Origin of the sequence: Roseibium litorale (assembly GCF_014842915.1) — a bacterium.
In the GTDB taxonomy this organism is placed as follows: domain Bacteria; phylum Pseudomonadota; class Alphaproteobacteria; order Rhizobiales; family Stappiaceae; genus Roseibium; species Roseibium litorale.
Genome location: NZ_JACYXI010000026.1, coordinates 1 through 15,541 on the forward strand (window position 1 = coordinate 1; position 15,541 = coordinate 15,541).

At 61.2% G+C, this 15,541-nt stretch carries 16 protein-coding genes; 2 read left to right on the forward strand and 14 right to left on the reverse strand.

The annotated features are described in order from the left end of the window. Positions 1 to 173: 173 nt before the first annotated feature. From thiL to IG616_RS22340, 14 genes are all read right to left on the reverse strand, one after another. Positions 174 to 1,172 carry a thiamine-phosphate kinase gene (thiL, locus tag IG616_RS22275; RefSeq protein ID WP_192151088.1) on the reverse strand — a complete coding sequence of 333 codons (999 nt, stop codon included), beginning with the start codon at positions 1,170 to 1,172 and terminating at the stop codon, positions 174 to 176. Between the two features lie 2 nt (positions 1,173 to 1,174). After that, positions 1,175 to 1,744: a transcription antitermination factor NusB gene (gene nusB, locus IG616_RS22280; RefSeq protein ID WP_192151090.1), complete on the reverse strand. Its 570-nt coding sequence runs from the start codon at positions 1,742 to 1,744 to the stop codon at positions 1,175 to 1,177. Positions 1,745 to 1,749: 5 nt separating this feature from the next. Then, complete coding sequence (gene ribH / locus IG616_RS22285; protein WP_192151092.1) at positions 1,750 to 2,199, reverse strand: 6,7-dimethyl-8-ribityllumazine synthase; 450 nt, start codon at positions 2,197 to 2,199, stop codon at positions 1,750 to 1,752. 152 nt (positions 2,200 to 2,351) lie between these two features. After that, positions 2,352 to 2,963 carry a riboflavin synthase gene (locus IG616_RS22290; RefSeq protein ID WP_192151094.1) on the reverse strand — a complete coding sequence of 204 codons (612 nt, stop codon included), beginning with the start codon at positions 2,961 to 2,963 and terminating at the stop codon, positions 2,352 to 2,354. 1 nt (position 2,964) lies between these two features. Further along, positions 2,965 to 4,164: a bifunctional diaminohydroxyphosphoribosylaminopyrimidine deaminase/5-amino-6-(5-phosphoribosylamino)uracil reductase RibD gene (gene ribD / locus IG616_RS22295; protein ID WP_425504207.1), complete on the reverse strand. Its 1,200-nt coding sequence runs from the start codon at positions 4,162 to 4,164 to the stop codon at positions 2,965 to 2,967. After that, positions 4,139 to 4,615, reverse strand: coding sequence for a transcriptional regulator NrdR (nrdR, locus tag IG616_RS22300; protein WP_192151098.1), 477 nt, complete (start codon positions 4,613 to 4,615; stop codon positions 4,139 to 4,141). The genes ribD and nrdR overlap by 26 nt, the downstream gene beginning before the upstream one ends. Positions 4,616 to 4,661: 46 nt before the next feature. Further along, entirely contained in the window at positions 4,662 to 5,975 is a 1,314-nt protein-coding gene (glyA, locus tag IG616_RS22305) for a serine hydroxymethyltransferase (protein ID WP_192151100.1), read from the reverse strand. 210 nt (positions 5,976 to 6,185) lie between these two features. Beyond that, positions 6,186 to 6,380: a DUF6898 family protein gene (locus IG616_RS22310; RefSeq protein WP_192151102.1), complete on the reverse strand. Its 195-nt coding sequence runs from the start codon at positions 6,378 to 6,380 to the stop codon at positions 6,186 to 6,188. A gap of 212 nt (positions 6,381 to 6,592) precedes the next feature. Continuing rightward, on the reverse strand, positions 6,593 to 7,960 hold the full coding sequence (locus IG616_RS22315) for a L,D-transpeptidase family protein (protein WP_209008044.1): 1,368 nt from the start codon (positions 7,958 to 7,960) through the stop codon (positions 6,593 to 6,595). A 435-nt stretch (positions 7,961 to 8,395) separates the two neighbouring features. Further along, positions 8,396 to 8,908: a transcriptional regulator LdtR gene (ldtR, locus tag IG616_RS22320; RefSeq protein ID WP_192151104.1), complete on the reverse strand. Its 513-nt coding sequence runs from the start codon at positions 8,906 to 8,908 to the stop codon at positions 8,396 to 8,398. 152 nt (positions 8,909 to 9,060) lie between these two features. Further along, positions 9,061 to 9,975: a 3-hydroxyisobutyrate dehydrogenase gene (gene mmsB / locus IG616_RS22325; RefSeq protein WP_343072416.1), complete on the reverse strand. Its 915-nt coding sequence runs from the start codon at positions 9,973 to 9,975 to the stop codon at positions 9,061 to 9,063. Positions 9,976 to 10,078: 103 nt separating this feature from the next. Further along, positions 10,079 to 10,492 carry a DUF6163 family protein gene (locus IG616_RS22330; protein ID WP_192151109.1) on the reverse strand — a complete coding sequence of 138 codons (414 nt, stop codon included), beginning with the start codon at positions 10,490 to 10,492 and terminating at the stop codon, positions 10,079 to 10,081. 41 nt (positions 10,493 to 10,533) lie between these two features. Next, complete coding sequence (locus IG616_RS22335; protein WP_246476366.1) at positions 10,534 to 11,568, reverse strand: enoyl-CoA hydratase/isomerase family protein; 1,035 nt, start codon at positions 11,566 to 11,568, stop codon at positions 10,534 to 10,536. A 264-nt stretch (positions 11,569 to 11,832) separates the two neighbouring features. Further along, positions 11,833 to 12,972, reverse strand: a complete 1,140-nt coding sequence (locus IG616_RS22340) for an acyl-CoA dehydrogenase family protein (protein WP_192151112.1) — start codon at positions 12,970 to 12,972, stop codon at positions 11,833 to 11,835. 285 nt (positions 12,973 to 13,257) lie between these two features. Here IG616_RS22340 and hemB point away from each other — a divergent pair, with 285 nt between their 5' ends. Continuing rightward, entirely contained in the window at positions 13,258 to 14,253 is a 996-nt protein-coding gene (gene hemB / locus IG616_RS22345; RefSeq protein WP_192151139.1) for a porphobilinogen synthase, read from the forward strand. Then, positions 14,250 to 15,524 carry a threonine ammonia-lyase gene (locus IG616_RS22350; RefSeq protein WP_192151114.1) on the forward strand — a complete coding sequence of 425 codons (1,275 nt, stop codon included), beginning with the start codon at positions 14,250 to 14,252 and terminating at the stop codon, positions 15,522 to 15,524. The genes hemB and IG616_RS22350 overlap by 4 nt, the downstream gene beginning before the upstream one ends. Positions 15,525 to 15,541 lie beyond the last annotated feature (17 nt).

Sequence of the window (15,541 nt, forward strand, 5' to 3'; positions counted from 1 at the left end):
TATTACGGAAAGCCGGGACCCATTGTCATGCTCGAAGGATGGCTCCAGTTCCAGGCTATGAGGAAAGGCCTCAATCTCATCCAAAATCACACCCAAGCCAACGAATGAGATGTGTGAATCTAGTAGCAAGCCTGGGAGAGGTCGGCGCGAAGCAACGAGTGAGGGTTGGGCGCTCAGAAGTGGCGGAAACCCGGGATTGTTTCGAGGTCGAGGGGTTGATCGTTTCGCAGCAGAGACACGCCCCCCTCACATTTGCCCGCCACGCCGATGCAGGTGACCGGGCAGCCGGCGGACAGGGCAGCTGCCTCGAAAGCCGCCGTCTGTTCTGGCGGGACGAGGGAGAGAATCTCGTAGTCATCCCCGCCGCTCAACGCGGAAAGAAAGAGCTCTGGCGCCATGGTCTGAAGCTGGCGCATGGGCGCGGACAGGGGCACCTTATCAAGGTCGATGGTCAGAGACAGTCTTGACGCCTTGGCCATATGGGCCGCGTCGGCCAGAAGACCGTCGGAGACATCCATGGCAGCGTGAGCGTGAAGACGGATGGTCTCGGCCAGGCGGACCCGTGGCTGAGGCAGGAGATAGCGGGTCAGGAGATGCTGAATGCCGTCCTCGTCCAGCCCATTCCGGGCCAGAAGCCCCGGATCCAGCCGTTCCTTCAAACCGGCTGCAGCATCGCCAATTGTGCCGCTCACATAGAGGAGATCCCCCGCCCGCCCGCCAGTGCGGCGCACGGCGGTTCCCTCGGGCACTTCGCCAATGGCGGTGATGGAAAGCTGCAGGGATTGCCCGCTGCGGATGGTGTCACCACCGGCCAGCGCCACATCGAAAGCCGCCTGGTCGCCGCTAAGGCCGGAGGCAAACCGCTCCAGCCACTCTGCGGACCAATCATCCGGCAGGCCCAATCCCAGGAGATAGGCGCGCGGACGTGCGCCCTTGGCCGCCAGATCGGAAAGATTGACGCGCAGCGCCTTGGCGGCAATCGCTTCTGGCGGATCGCCCGCGAAGAAATGCACATCCGCCGCCAGCATGTCCTTGGTCAGAACCAGTTCCATGCCGGGCGCAGGCGTGTAGACGGAGGCGTCGTCCGTCAGTCCAAGACTGCCGGGGTCGGTCGCGAGCGGCGCGAAATAGCGCTTGATCAGCTCAAACTCATGCGGCCGGTCTCCGGCCATGCTTACGCCTCGCCGGAAGCTGCATCCCCACCGGTGCCGACCGTGCTGTCCTCATCGATTTCAGCGGGCGGCGGCGGGGTGAATTCGGCGTTGCGCAGGTCATGAGCCAAACGGTCGAGCACGCCATTGACCAGTCCCGGTTCGTCGTCCTCATAGAACGCCTTGGCGACGTCGATATACTCGGAGATGATCACGCGGGCGGGCACATCGCGGCGGCGCAGAAGCTCGAAAGCGCCGGAACGCAGTATTGCGCGCAGCAGGCTGTCGATCCGCTTCAGCGGCCAGCCTTCGACGAGGGCCGTGTGAATGAACGGATCGATCAGGCGCTGGTCCGCGACCACACCCTTGACGATGTCCTTGAACCACTGCTCGTCCGCATCCCGGTACTGGGCACCGTCCAGCTCCTTGCCAAGACGGAAGGCGGTAAATTCGCTGATGACAGTGCTCAGCGGAACTTCACCCACATCCATCTGATAGAGCGCCTGAACCGCGCCAAGACGGGCTGCGCCGCGCTTGTTCGCGGGCCGCGGGCCGCTGTTCGCCTGATTGGTCTTTTCAGCCTTCTCGGACATTCCAATTACACTCCAAGGCGTTCGCGCAGCTTGATCATGGCCAATGCCGCTTCGGCTGCCGCGCCGCCCTTGTTCTTTTCGCTGACCCGGGCACGGGCCCAGGCCTGTTCGCCGTTTTCGACGGTCAGAATACCATTGCCGAGTGCCAGATCGGCATCGACCACCAGATCCATGATCACTCGGGCGGATTCATTTGCCACAATGTCGTAGTGAGAGGTCTCGCCGCGGATCACGCAGCCGAGCAGAACGAAGCCATCATAGAACTCGCCGTCGCTTTCCATGGAGGTCAGCACCATGGAAAGGGCAGCCGGAATTTCCAGAACGCCCGGTACGGAAATCCGGTCGTAGCTTGCGCCAGCTGCCTCAAGGGCCTTTTCGGCTCCCTCGACCAGGGCGTCAGCGATGTCTTCGTAAAAACGGGCCTCAATGATGAGGAGCTTCGGAGCAGCGGTCATGGCGTCGGTCTCTCGTCTCTAGGGCGGCGAGAGGAACCACGCCAGCCGGGATTTGTCCACCCCGGTTTCCCAGATCCATCGTGAAGCTGGGGAGAAACCCGAAGGGTGGTAAACGCAGATCACGGTTGCCCGCGCCCTGTTCGTGCACTCAGTTACGCCTCGCGGGGAAATTCCGCAAGCCGCGCGGCATAACGTGCCATCATGTCAACTTCAAGATTGACCTTATCGCCCACTTGCCGGTCCGACCAGGTGGTCACTTCCAGCGTATGCGGGATCAGGAAGACCGAGAACAGCAATCCCTCCGCCTCGTTCACGGTCAGGGATGTTCCGTCCAGCGTGACGGACCCCTTCTTGGCAATGAAAGGTGCGCATTCGCGCGGGGCCTCGAACTGGAAATACACCGAATCCGGGTGATCCTCGCGCTTGGTGATGGTGGCAAGACCATCCACATGGCCCAGAACCAGGTGGCCGCCAAGTTCGGAGCCGAGTGTCAGGGACCGTTCCAGATTGATTTTTTTTCCAGGCGCCCAGGACGGGACATTGGTGATGGCGAGCGTTTCAGCTGCCGATTCCACCTCGAACCAGTTGCCATTGGAGGAATTGGCCTTCGCGGTCACCGTGTGGCAGACACCGCCACAGGCAATGGATGCCCCGATATCGAAACTGTCTGTGTCATAAACCGTACGAATCCGCGTGCGCAGGCCTGCGGGAACCGGTTCCACAGAGAGGATTTCACCGAGATCAGTCACAATTCCCGTAAACATGTCAGGTTCCTCGCCGCCGCAGGATTTCAATCTGGTCGCAGCCAAGCCATCCAGTCTGGCATGGCTCATAGTTGGGGTTGGCATGAACCTCATCAAGGCTCAAGCCAGCGAAAGGCGGAATCCCCCCCTCTCCCACCAGCACATTGCCGGTGACCAGCATGAAGACATCCACCACCCCGGACTGCCAGAAGGAAGCTGCGACACTTGCCCCTCCTTCAACCATGAGACGGGTGATCCCGCGCATGCCCAATGCTTTCAAGGCAACTTCCGGTTCGATCCGGCCTCCGGGCGCAGGCACCTTGATCACCAGAACACCGGCCTCCGCCAGGGCAGAAAGGCGGTCGCGGTCCGCGTCATTGCCGCAGATCACCCAGGTGGGCACGTCCGCAGCCGTGCTGACCAGCTTGGAGGTCAAGGGCAGACGCGCGTCCGTATCCAGCACCACGCGAACCGGTGAACGGTCAGCCAAGCCGGGCAGACGGCAAGTCAGCTCCGGGTCATCGGCCAAGGCCGTACCGATGCCGACCAGAATGGCATCGTGATTGGACCTCATGCCGTGCACGAAGTCTCCGGCCTCGGGACCGGAAATACGCACCTGGCCATCGCCTTTGCGGCCAATGAAGCCGTCCCGGGACATAGCCATCTTCAGCGATACCGCAGGCCTCTGTTCCATGATCCGCCGGATGAAACCAATCTGCAGATCCCGGCAGGCCGCTTCCTCGACACCGGTCACCACTTCGAGGCCGGCCTCCTTCAGCCTTGCGGCGCCCCGGCCTGACACGCGCGGGTTCGGATCGAGGCAGCCGATCACCACGCGCGCTACACCTGCCGCGATCAATGCATCAGCGCAGGGCGGCGTGCGGCCATGGTGGGAACAGGGTTCGAGCGTGACGTAACAGGCCGCCCCGCGTGCACGCTCCCCGGCTTGCCTCAAGGCATTGACTTCCGCGTGCGCCGATCCTGGACGGGAGGTAACGCCGCGTCCGGCCAGAATGGGAAAGCCGTTCTGGTCCTGAGCGACGATCAGCGCCCCGACCGATGGATTGGGCCAGACGCGGCCAAGCCCCCTTCTGGCCAGCGCAACAGCCGCCTGCATGAAACGCCTGTCCTGATCACTCTGCGCGGGCGAGGGCTTAGAGACTGTCATGTCACCGGATAGATTGATCAAATGAGACTCACCGCCCGGGAAGAGGCTGGCCATCAGGACCGCTCAATTCGTCAAGAAGCGCCTCGAAGTCCTTGGCCTCGCGGAAGTTCTTGTAGACAGACGCAAAGCGCACATAGGCGACGTCATCAATGCCCTTCAGGCCTTCCATGACGTGGTTGCCAATGGTCTCCGCGGTAATGTCGTTCTCGCCGAGGCTTTCCAGCTGACGCACGATGCCGCTGACCATGCGTTCTATCCGGTCCGGCTCCACGGGGCGCTTGCGGACAGCAATCTGCACGGACCGCATCAGCTTGTCCCGGTCGAATGGAACCCGCCGCCCGGAGCGCTTGACCACCATGAGCTCGCGCAGTTGCACCCGCTCGAAAGTGGTGAACCGGCCGGCGCAGGTGTTGCACACCCTGCGCCGGCGGATTGCCGTGTTGTCTTCGGTCGGACGGGAGTCCTTCACCTGGGTTTCATCGCCGCCGCAATAAGGACACCGCATTCAGGTCTCTCCGTTCAACACGCCCTTTTCAGGGCCTTACAGCAGCTCAGGCCGGATAGATCGGGAACCGGGCTGTCAGCGCCTCGACCTTGGCCTTCACAGCGGCTTCCACAGCCGCGTTGCCTTCTTCCGAGTTGGCCGCCCGCAAACCGTCCAGAACCTCGGTGATCAGCATGCCGATCTCGCGGAATTCTGCCGGTCCAAAACCGCGGGTCGTGCCAGCCGGGGTGCCGAGACGGATGCCGGAAGTCACGAACGGCTTTTCCGGGTCGAACGGGATGCCGTTCTTGTTGCAAGTGATATTGGCGCGGCCAAGGGCCTTCTCGGCCACCTTGCCGGTCGCATTCTTCGGGCGCAGGTCCACCAGCATCAGGTGGTTGTCCGTGCCGCCGGACACGATGTCCAGGCCCTGTTCTTTCAGCGTTTCGGCCAGCACCTTGGCATTGGACGCAACAGCCTGGGCATAGGCCTTGAATTCCGGCTGCAGCGCTTCCTTGAAGGCAACGGCCTTGGCCGCGATCACATGCATCAGCGGTCCGCCCTGAAGACCCGGGAACACAGCCGAGTTGATCTTCTTGGCGATGGCTTCATCGTTGGTGAGGATCAAGCCGCCGCGCGGGCCGCGCAGAGACTTGTGGGTGGTGGAGGTAACCACATGGGCATGGGGCACCGGAGACGGATGCACGCCGCCTGCCACCAGACCGGCGATGTGGGCCATGTCGACCATCAGGTAAGCACCGACGCTGTCAGCGATCTCGCGGAACTTCTTCCAGTCCCAGATGCGGGAATAGGCGGTGCCGCCTGCCAGGATCAGCTTCGGCTTGTGTTCCTTGGCCAGACGCTCGATCTCTTCCATGTCGAGAAGGTGATCGTCTTCACGCACGCCGTAGGAGACCACGTTGAACCACTTGCCGGACATGTTGACCGGGGAACCATGGGTCAGGTGACCGCCGGAGTTCAGATCCAGACCCATGAACGTGTCGCCCGGCTGCAGCAGAGCCAGGAACACAGCCTGGTTCATCTGGCTGCCGGAGTTCGGCTGAACGTTGGCAAACTCACAGCCGAACAGCTGCTTGGCGCGCTCGATGGCCAGGGTCTCGACAACGTCGGCGTATTCGCAGCCGCCGTAGTAGCGCTTGCCCGGATAGCCTTCGGCATATTTGTTGGTGAAGATCGAACCCTGGGCTTCCAGCACCGCGCGGGAGACAATGTTCTCCGAGGCGATCAGCTCAATTTCGTGCTGCTGGCGATGCAGTTCGTCGCCGATGGCGCCGAAGACATCGGCATCGGTATCCGCCAGGTTGCGGTTAAAGAAATCATGGAGGAAAGACTGGCTGGCTGCGGTATCAGACAGGGACATCGTAGCTTCCTTTTCAACTTGGCGCGCTAGGCGGATCTTCCGCTGGACCTTGATCAACCGGGCTTAAGACCCGGCCGTGGCCCGTCGGCGAGGGACGTAGCATAGAGCGGGCCGGGAACCAAGTGTTCCCTTGCCGCAGCGGTTTACAAAATGGGCATATCTAGCCACTCGGGTGAGGCCCAGCCACAAGACCTGTCCCCGGAAACAGAATTAGTCCCGGAGCTGCTCGAGGCGCCGCTGGAGTTTACGCACGGCCAGCGTTTGCAGATCAGCCCGAGAGGCGGTCGATGGCCCCATGACGGAGACCTCCACGCCGGTCGTGGCATCGATGGCCGTCACCTTCACTTGCCGCCCGACCGGGTGAAACTCGATGTAGACTTCCGACTTACCAGACTGCGTCGACATATCCGGCCCTGGCCTTTGCTTCCGTTCGCTCTGCACCTTTCACCAAACCCTCATCTCTCATCCTGGCAAAGGACAAGCCCGACTCGATGGCTTTTTCTGCAGCAAAGTGTAAAAAAGCCACGCCCGCCCCTGACTGGCAAGGGCGGGCGTGGCAAAAGCTTGAACAGGTTGTGAAAAGCCCCTGCCCTGGCCTGACGCTCCGGGGCGCTTCGTTAGAGGCGCGCCTGCACGGCGGACGCGCCCTGATCCGGAGCATCGCCGTAGAGGCCATCGCGATTGTAGATATCGTCGCGGAAATTCACGACACCATCGGAATTGGCCCAAGCGGTGATGTAGGTCAGGTAGAGCGGGATCTGGGTCTTGAGCTTGACATCTTCCCGGGTTCCAACGCGGATGACATCATCAACCTTCGCCCGGTTCCAGTCCGGCGTGGTCGATTCCAGCAGCCAGGTCACCAGCTCGCGGACGTTCTGGACGCGCACACAGCCCGAGGAATGGAAGCGGTAATCGCTGCCAAACAGCGTCTTGGACGGCGTGTCGTGCAGATAGACCTGGTGGGTGTTGTGGAAATTGATGCGCACGGTTCCGAGCGAGTTCTCTTCGCCTGGCTCCTGCGTAAAGCGGTACTGGGTCGCCTCGTCCGTGTTCCAGTCGATGTCCTGCCAGTTGAGCTCGTTGCCCTTCCAGTCAAAGATGCGGATCTTGTTCTTGGCAAGATACTGCGGGTCCTGCTTCATCTTCGGGATCAGATCCTTGCGGATGATGGAGACCGGAACCGTCCAGTAGGGATTGAAGTTCAGCTCATAGATCTTGCTGTTCAGGATCGGTGTCTGGCGGTCGATCTTGCCGACCACAGCCGTGTGGCGCGAACGGACACGGCCATTTTCCACGGCTTCGATCTCGGCAGCCGGGATGTTCACCATCACATAGCGGTCACCAAGGAAGCCAGACATGGCACGCAGACGCACCAGATTTGTTTCGAGCTGGCGCAGACGCACATCAGCCGGAATGTTCAGCGCGGTCAAAGTGCCCTCGCCCAGCACACCATCCGGCATCAGGCCGTGGCGCATCTGGAAGCGGCGCAGACCCGCATCCACATAGGAATCGAATGTATCGGACATGCCGGCGGTCTGCTCCAGATCGCCAGACGCCATCAGGCGGCGGCGCAGTTCGACCACACGGGCGTCACGGGCACCAATGCGCAGCTTGTTCTTGCCGTCACCGGAGACCGTGCCCCAGCCGCCCACCTGGACGATGCGCGAATACTGGTCGATGGCCGCGGCAATATGATCGGCTGTCTCGGGAGACAGCGTCGGCGACGAGGACTGCATGGCCTGAAGGCTCTGCATGGTCTGATCGAACTTGTCTTCCCATTCCACCCGCTGCTTGTACTGGCGCAGCGCCTCAAGCGGCGACTGGGCCATGGACGGGGTTGCTGCGGCCAGTGCGGCCAGCGCAACCGCTCCGGCCAGAAGGGTACGCCCCTTCCAAACTATGGTCAGCGGAGACAGGACAGACGTCAGGCACCCGGACACATACGCGGAAAAACGGTCGCTCAAGGTCGGCTTCGAAACAATCATTGCGCACATCACCAATCAATTGACGGCACCAAATGCGGCACCAGAGACCTCAATACCACCGCGGATATTAATAATTTGGCGGCAGCACGGTGGCTTGGCCCATCCGCGTCTGCATGATCAGGCCCCGATATCAGTTCTCGGGACTCCGGCTCCTGATGGCAGCCGGATCCGGAGGTTTTCAACGCAGCGGCAACGCCCCCCCAATGGCCAGCCGGTCACGCAGAATGAGGCGACATAAGACACTCCATTGTGTTCAGATAATGTCGCACTGCCGCAAATCCTAACACAGTCTGCATAGGAATCCGGCTCACGAATATTTGCATCCGGTCTGTGTGATTGTCCTGCAACACAGACCGTGGTGTACGCCGTCAAAAACACGAACGCCGCCCCGACTTGCCGGGACGGCGTTTCTCATCTGGATCTGCCGCTGGAAACTCAGAGGCGATAGAGGATCTGATCGGTCCAGAAACGCTCCAGCCGGCGCAGCGAACGGTTCAGGGTGATGAAATCGTCTGCCCCGATTTCTCCGACCTGTTCGACCGACAGCATGTGGCGTTCATACAGATCATTGACGATCTGCGCGATCTCACGGCCCTTCTCCGTCAGGCTGACACGAACCGAACGGCGGTCCATGCGCGAGCGCTGATGGTGAATGTAACCGGTCTCGACCAGCTTCTTAAGATTGTAGGACACATTCGAACCCAGGTAGTAACCACGCGTGCGCAGTTCGCCTGCCGTCAGTTCCGAGTCGCCGATGTTGAACAGAAGCAGAGCCTGCACACTGTTTACATCAGACCGGCCCATACGGTCGAATTCATCCTTGATGACGTCGAGCAGACGCCGGTGAAGTCTTTCTACAAGCGTCAGTGCTTCAAGATAAAGCGGCTTGATTTCCGCTTCACTCTCAACCTGTGACACTGCATCGACTGCCCTTGTTGCGGTGATCATTTGCTTGCGCCTCTTTTGCCTGTTCATAGGTGGATATTTTTCCCACCTTGAGACCAACACTACCGGAGCGTTTCTAAGAACCGCTTAAGAGACACACTGAATCAACGGTAAATTGCTTCAAGACAATTCGAGACTGCCTTGAAACAATTGATTCATGATGTTCCGCGCAGGTACTTCACGATGCCCGAGAAGTCCACGCCGCGCCCGCCTGAGTTGCAGAAAAGCGCATAAAGCGCGGCAGCCTGCGCCCCCAGCGGGGTCGCTGCCCCAGCGGAACTTGCCGCCTCCTGGGCGAGCTTCAAATCCTTGAGCATCATCTCCGCCGCAAAGCCCGGCTGGTAGTCCCGGTTGGCCGGTGAGGACGGCAATGGTCCCGGAACTGGACAGTATGAGGTCAAGGACCAGCACTGGCCGGACGCGGTCGAGGAAATGTCGAAAAGTTTTTGAGCGTCGAGACCTAATTTTTCTGCCAGTACGAAAGCCTCGCTGACCCCGATCATCGAGATACCGAGAATCATGTTGTTGCAGATCTTGGCCGCCTGCCCTGTTCCGGCATCTCCCGTGTGAACGATGGTCTTGCCCATCACGTCCAGGAACGGCTTTGCTTTCTGGAAAGCCTCCTCCGGGCCGCCGACCATGAAGGTCAGCGTTCCGGCAGCCGCTCCACCGACGCCGCCCGAAACCGGGGCATCAACCATCGGCATCCCCTTCGCACTGGCGGCTTCGGCCACCGCGCGGGCGCTGTCCACGTCGATGGTGGAACTATCGATCATCAGCGTGCCGGGCTTGGCCGCGTCCAGAATGCCGCCCTCTCCCATATAGACCTTGCGCACATGAGCCCCGGCCGGAAGCATGGTGACGATCACATCGCTGGCTGCAGCCAGCTCCTCAACGGACGCAGCGCGTTTGCCACCCGCAGCCTCAAGCGCCGCAAGCGCTGCTTCGGACAGATCAAACCCGGAGACAGTGTGTCCCGCCTTGACCAGATTGGCCGCCATTGGTCCGCCCATGTTGCCAAGACCGATAAAGCCGATAGTGCTCGCCATGACAGTTCCTCCCGATGGCAATCTTAAAGAGGCCGCCCCTCCCCGGGACAGCGTACATGTCTCAGAAAAGCCCGGACGGGCCTTCGCTGAATAGATGGGCTTGCCGGACCTTGATCCGCCGCCGTCACGTCTTCCGGTTTTCCCGCTCCATCAGATAGACGATCAGCAGGTAAATCCCGATGGTAAGCAGGTAGAAGGCGATCTCGTAGGGCCGGCGGCCATAGACGTCGGAAAACACGGAATGCATCACGATCTGGCTGATCGCCCGGAACAGCCACATCACCGTTCCCCAGGAGACCGCTAGCCAGAGACCGGTGGCAGCAACAAGATCGAGGACGGCGAAGAAGACGGTCGCCGCCTGCCATTCCACCGGCATGTCCCAGAACCAGAGGCCGCGCCAGGGCACCATGCCCACGATCCGGGCCCAATGAATCACACCGCCCCCGATCAGAAGAAGCGCCATGGCACGCAGATACCAGACCAGAATCGTGCTCCAGGGCGGACGCGTCTTAACGATATCCTCGAAACTGGTGATCATGGGCAGTATCTGGTCCCTGTTCTCGTGTGCCAGCGCAGCACTCAGGAGAGCGCCAAGTCTCCCCCTTCAGGCTCTTGGAAATACGACGCTATCTCCGCGCTGTCCACCTGATCAAGATGAGCTGGCTGCCAGTCCGGCGCATGATCCTTGTCCACCAGCACCGCCCGAACGCCTTCAAAGAAGTCGTGGCCTTGCAGGATCCGGCTGACAATCCGGTATTCCATGCGCATGTTGGCATTGAAGTCGAGGTCTGCGCCACGGCGCACCTGTTCCAGGGCCAGATGAACGCTTGTCGGGGATTTGGCGCGGATATCTGCCGCGGTCTTTTGCGCCCATTCGCTGTCCACAGCGTCCAGGCGGCTCATGATCTCTGCAACGGTCGATGCGGAGAACACGCTTTCGATCACGCTGGCCTGTGCCATCAGACCGGATGCGCCCGGATCCTGATGGAAGGATGCGAGCACCGCTTCCACATCCTCAGTCGTTTCAAGCGCCTTTGCCAGAGCCGGCATGCTTTCGCGCGGCACCGCGTGGGTCAGAATTCCGGCTGCCAGCGTGTCGGCCTGCTTCAGGCGCCCAGCGCTCAGTGCACAGTAAGTGCCGATGAAATGCGGCAGGCGCGGCAGGAAATAACCGCCGCCAACATCCGGGAAAAAGCCGATGCCGGTCTCCGGCATGGCGAATAACGTGAATTCCGAACCGGCGCGATAGCGCCCATGGACGGAGAGACCAACCCCGCCGCCCATGACGATCCCGTCAATCAGCGAGATATAGGGCTTGGGATAGGCCTTGATGCGGGCATTCAGCACATATTCATCGCCGAAGAAATCGGCCAGCCCCGGCTCGCCTGCCTTCTTCATCTCATAGACCTTGCGGATATCTCCGCCCGCGCAAAAGGCCTTTTCCCCTGCCCCAGTGACGACCACATGCCGGATGCTGTCGTCCTTATCCCATTCGTCAAGCTTGGCCGCCATGGCGGTGACCATCGGATGATTGAGCGCGTTGAGCGCCTTCGGACGGTTCAAAATGATGAAGCCCGCGGCCCCACGCTGTTCAAACAGAATCTCGTCGGTCAAACCGGCATTCCTCCAACTCGCGCCTCTCCCGGCGCAGGTGACAAAGACCAGAATGTCTGCTTGGCAGACACGATCCTCTCCTTCTTCGTCATTGCAGGACTTGATCCTGCAATCCATCCCCTAACCTCACCGAGCAGAAAAGCCCTGCTTGAGGAGACGGAACGGCATGGATGCCATGGTCAAGCCATGGCACGACGGAAGAGAGGGATTCTTTCATTCAGCCCTACCCATTGAGGGAAGGTTTCCGCCGCCTTCCCACCAAACTCACCCCCGCAGCAGCTGGCGGGCGATGATCAGACGCATGATCTCGTTGGTGCCTTCCAGAATCTGGTGCACCCGGACGTCGCGCAAGAAGCGCTCGACCGGATAATCGCGCAGGTAACCATAGCCGCCATGCAGCTGCAGCGCCTCGTTGACCACCTTAAAGCCCGTGTCCGTCGCCAGCCGCTTGGCCATGGCCGCCATCATGGTCGCATCAGGCGCCTTGGCATCGACCAGTGTGGCAGCCTTGTGCAAGAGAAGCCGGGCAGCCTCCAGTTCAGTCGCCATATCCGCCAGCCGGAATTGCAGGGCCTGAAATTCCGCCAGCGCCTTGCCGAACTGCTTGCGCTCCTTGAGATAGGCTGTGGCGCGCTCCAAACAGGTCTGCGCTGCGCCAAGAGAGCAGGCGCCAATGTTCAGCCGCCCGCCATCGAGCCCCTTCATGGCAATCTTGAAGCCGTCGCCCTCCTCCCCCAGCCGGTTGGCCTTGGGCACACGGCAATCCTCGAAATTCACCTGCGCGGTTGGCTGGCTCTTCCAGCCGAGCTTCACTTCCTGCGCGCCGAAGCTCAGGCCAGGTGTGTTCTTGTCGATGACCAGACAGGAAATGCCGTCCGGCCCGCTGCCGCCCGTGCGCACCATGGTGACATAGACATCACTGACGCCACCGCCGGAGATGAAGGCTTTGGAGCCGTTAACGATATAATGATCGCCATCGTCCCTGGCCTGGGTTCTGAGGCTGGCCGCGTCCGATCCGGAGCCGGGCTCCGTCAGGCAATAGCTGGCGATGCGCTCCATGGCGCACAGATCCGGCAGATAGGCCTGACGGACCTCTTCAGAACCGAAGTTGTCGATCATCCAGCCTGCCATATTATGAATTGAGATAAAGGCCGCTGTAGACGTGCAGCCTTTGGACAGCTCTTCAAAGATGACCGCCGCATCTGTCCGGGTCAGGGCAGAGCCGCCCACATCCTCGCGTACGTAAATACCGCCGAAGCCAAGGCTTGCTGCCTTGCGCAGGGTTTCGACGGGGAAATAGCTCTTCTCGTCCCACTCGCGCGCATGGGGCTCCATCTCGTCGCGGGCAAATGCCGCAGCCATATCCTGGAACGCGCGCTGGTCCTCATTCAGGGAAAAATCCACGACTCATCCTCCCGAAACCCTGGCGACTGCCAGGGCAAAGCCTTGGTTTTCATTCATGAACAGAGCTAGCGCGTTTTGACGTAAACGTCAATCAAGGCCATTTTCACTTGCTTTTCCCGTTATATTATCGGGAGTTGGAGCCAATGGCCTGCCGTGTTAGTGTCTCGCCCATTCCAAAAGCCCGACGGCCCCAGACCAGCCCTTGGCCCGGCCGCCCTGACCTCATCAGGACACTGAATACCCATGACGTCTTCTCACCGCACGCCGCCGTTCTCCCCCGCCCGTATGGACGAGCTTCTTGCCGGACGGCGCATGCGCCGCAACCGTCAGACCGACTGGTCCCGCCGTCTGGTCCGCGAGAACACTCTGACCGTCGATGACCTGATCTGGCCGATCTTCATCGTCGACGGCACCGGCGTGCGCCAGCCTGTCCCCTCCATGCCGGGCGTTGAGCGCCTGTCGGTGGACGAAGCGGTTAAGGACGCCATCAAGGCCGAAAGCCTCGGCATTCCGGCGCTGGCCCTGTTTCCCTATACGGATCCGTCGCTGCGCGATGCCATGGGCAGCGAAGCCCTGAACCCGGACAACCTGATCTGCCGCGCCTGCCGGGCGATAAAGGCCGCCAAGCTCAACATTGGCCTGATCACCGACGTGGCGCTCGACCCCTACACCAGCCATGGCCACGACGGCATCCTGGAGGGAGACCGGATTCTGAACGACGAAACGGTTTCGCAGCTGGCCCTGCAAGCCCTCATTCAGGCCGAAGCGGGTGCTGACGTGATCGCCCCCTCCGACATGATGGACGGGCGCATCGGCGCGATCCGCACCGCACTGGATGAAGGCGGCTTCCGCGATCACCAGATCATGGCCTATTCGGCGAAATACGCGTCCGCCTTTTACGGACCGTTCCGCGATGCCGTGGGCACCAACGCCACGCTCGTCGGCGACAAGCGCACCTATCAAATGGACTATGGCAACGCGGACGAAGCGCTGCGGGAAGCCGAGCTCGACATCGCCGAGGGCGCCGACATGGTCATGGTCAAGCCCGGCATGCCCTATCTGGACATTGTCACCCGCATCAAGGACACCTTCCGCGTGCCGACCTACGCCTATCAGGTGTCCGGAGAATACGCGATGATCGCGGCGGCTGCCGGGAATGGCTGGATCGACGGTCAGAAGGCCATGATTGAAAGCCTGATGGCGTTCAAACGCGCCGGAGCAGACGGTATCCTGACCTATTTCGCGCCGCAGGTGGCCGAGATCCTGGCAGGCAAGAAGTGACGCAAAGCGCCTCCGAAGACCCGGCCCGCCCGCTCTCCACTGATCCGGATCAGATCACCCTTGAACGGATCCGCGCGGCAGCGGATCAGCTTAAAGGGGCCATCCTGGACACACCGTGCCTGCCCGCCCCGCGCCTGTCCGCCCTGACCGGTGCGGAGATCTTCATCAAATATGAGAACATGCAGGTCACCGGCGCGTTCAAGGAACGGGGGGCGCTGGTCAAGCTGCTCAGCCTGAACGAAGAGGAGCGCAAGCGCGGCGTGATCGCTGTGTCGGCGGGAAACCACGCGCAGGGCGTGGCCTATCATGCGGGGCGGCTCGGCATTCCCGCGACCATCGTCATGCCGGCCATGACTCCTTTCGTCAAAATCGCCGCCACCCGCAGTTTTGGTGCCGAGGTGGTTCTGGCGGGCGACACGCTCGCCGAAGCGAAGGCGGAAGCCGACCGGTTGTCCCGCGACAAGGGGCTGATCTGGGTTCACCCTTATGACGATCCCGATGTCATCGCCGGTCAGGGCACGATTGCCCTTGAAATGCTTGAAGCGAGACCGGACCTTGATGTTCTGGTTGTGCCCATTGGCGGCGGCGGGCTGATCGCGGGCATGGCGGTGGCCGCCAAGGCCATCAAGCCGGAGATCGAAGTCATCGGCGTCGAAACCGTGCTCTATCCGGGCATGTGGGGCGCGCTGAAGGGCAAGGAGGTGCGCTGCGAGGGGCCAACCATCGCGGAAGGTATCGCTGTGCGCGACATTGGCCTCCTGACCCAGGAAGTGGTCAAGCGCTGGGTGGACGATATCATCCTTGCCAAGGAAAGCACGCTGGAGCAGGCCATCAACGCCTATCTGGTGTTGCAGCGGACGATTGCCGAGGGTGCCGGAGCCGCGGGGCTTGCTGGTCTGCTGACCGATCCGGAACGGTTTGCTGGCAAGCGCGTCGGTCTGGTGCTGTGCGGCGGCAACATCGACCCGCGACTGCTGTCGTCCATCGTGATCCGGGAACTCGCCCGTGACGGACGCCTTGTCTCGATCCGCATCGACACGCCGGACCGCCCGGGCGTTCTGGGCGACATCACCACCGTCATCGGCGAATTGCAGGGCAATGTGGTAGACGTTGCCCATCACCGCCTGTTCCTGAATGTGCCCGCCAAGGGGGCGACACTCGATGTCACCTTCGAAGCCTTTGACGCCAATCACGGTGAGGAAATTGTCTCGGCCCTGCGCAACCGGGGCTATACAGTGCGCCGTCTGGATGTGGCAGAGGCCATCGATTGACCCATTTGCAACCTGTG

Excerpts from the sequence above, each read along its gene's own strand:
- thiL (WP_192151088.1), bottom strand. The coding sequence starts at position 1,172 with ATGGCCGGAGACCGGCCGCATGAGTTTGAGCTGATCAAGCGCTATTTC.
- nusB (WP_192151090.1), bottom strand. The coding sequence starts at position 1,744 with ATGTCCGAGAAGGCTGAAAAGACCAATCAGGCGAACAGCGGCCCGCGG.
- ribH (WP_192151092.1), bottom strand. The coding sequence starts at position 2,199 with ATGACCGCTGCTCCGAAGCTCCTCATCATTGAGGCCCGTTTTTACGAA.
- IG616_RS22290 (WP_192151094.1), bottom strand. The coding sequence starts at position 2,963 with ATGTTTACGGGAATTGTGACTGATCTCGGTGAAATCCTCTCTGTGGAA.
- ribD (WP_425504207.1), bottom strand. The coding sequence starts at position 4,164 with ATGGCCAGCCTCTTCCCGGGCGGTGAGTCTCATTTGATCAATCTATCC.
- nrdR (WP_192151098.1), bottom strand. The coding sequence starts at position 4,615 with ATGCGGTGTCCTTATTGCGGCGGCGATGAAACCCAGGTGAAGGACTCC.
- glyA (WP_192151100.1), bottom strand. The coding sequence starts at position 5,975 with ATGTCCCTGTCTGATACCGCAGCCAGCCAGTCTTTCCTCCATGATTTC.
- IG616_RS22310 (WP_192151102.1), bottom strand. The coding sequence starts at position 6,380 with ATGTCGACGCAGTCTGGTAAGTCGGAAGTCTACATCGAGTTTCACCCG.
- IG616_RS22315 (WP_209008044.1), bottom strand. The coding sequence starts at position 7,960 with ATGATTGTTTCGAAGCCGACCTTGAGCGACCGTTTTTCCGCGTATGTG.
- ldtR (WP_192151104.1), bottom strand. The coding sequence starts at position 8,908 with ATGATCACCGCAACAAGGGCAGTCGATGCAGTGTCACAGGTTGAGAGT.
- IG616_RS22330 (WP_192151109.1), bottom strand. The coding sequence starts at position 10,492 with ATGATCACCAGTTTCGAGGATATCGTTAAGACGCGTCCGCCCTGGAGC.
- hemB (WP_192151139.1), top strand. The coding sequence starts at position 13,258 with ATGGACGAGCTTCTTGCCGGACGGCGCATGCGCCGCAACCGTCAGACC.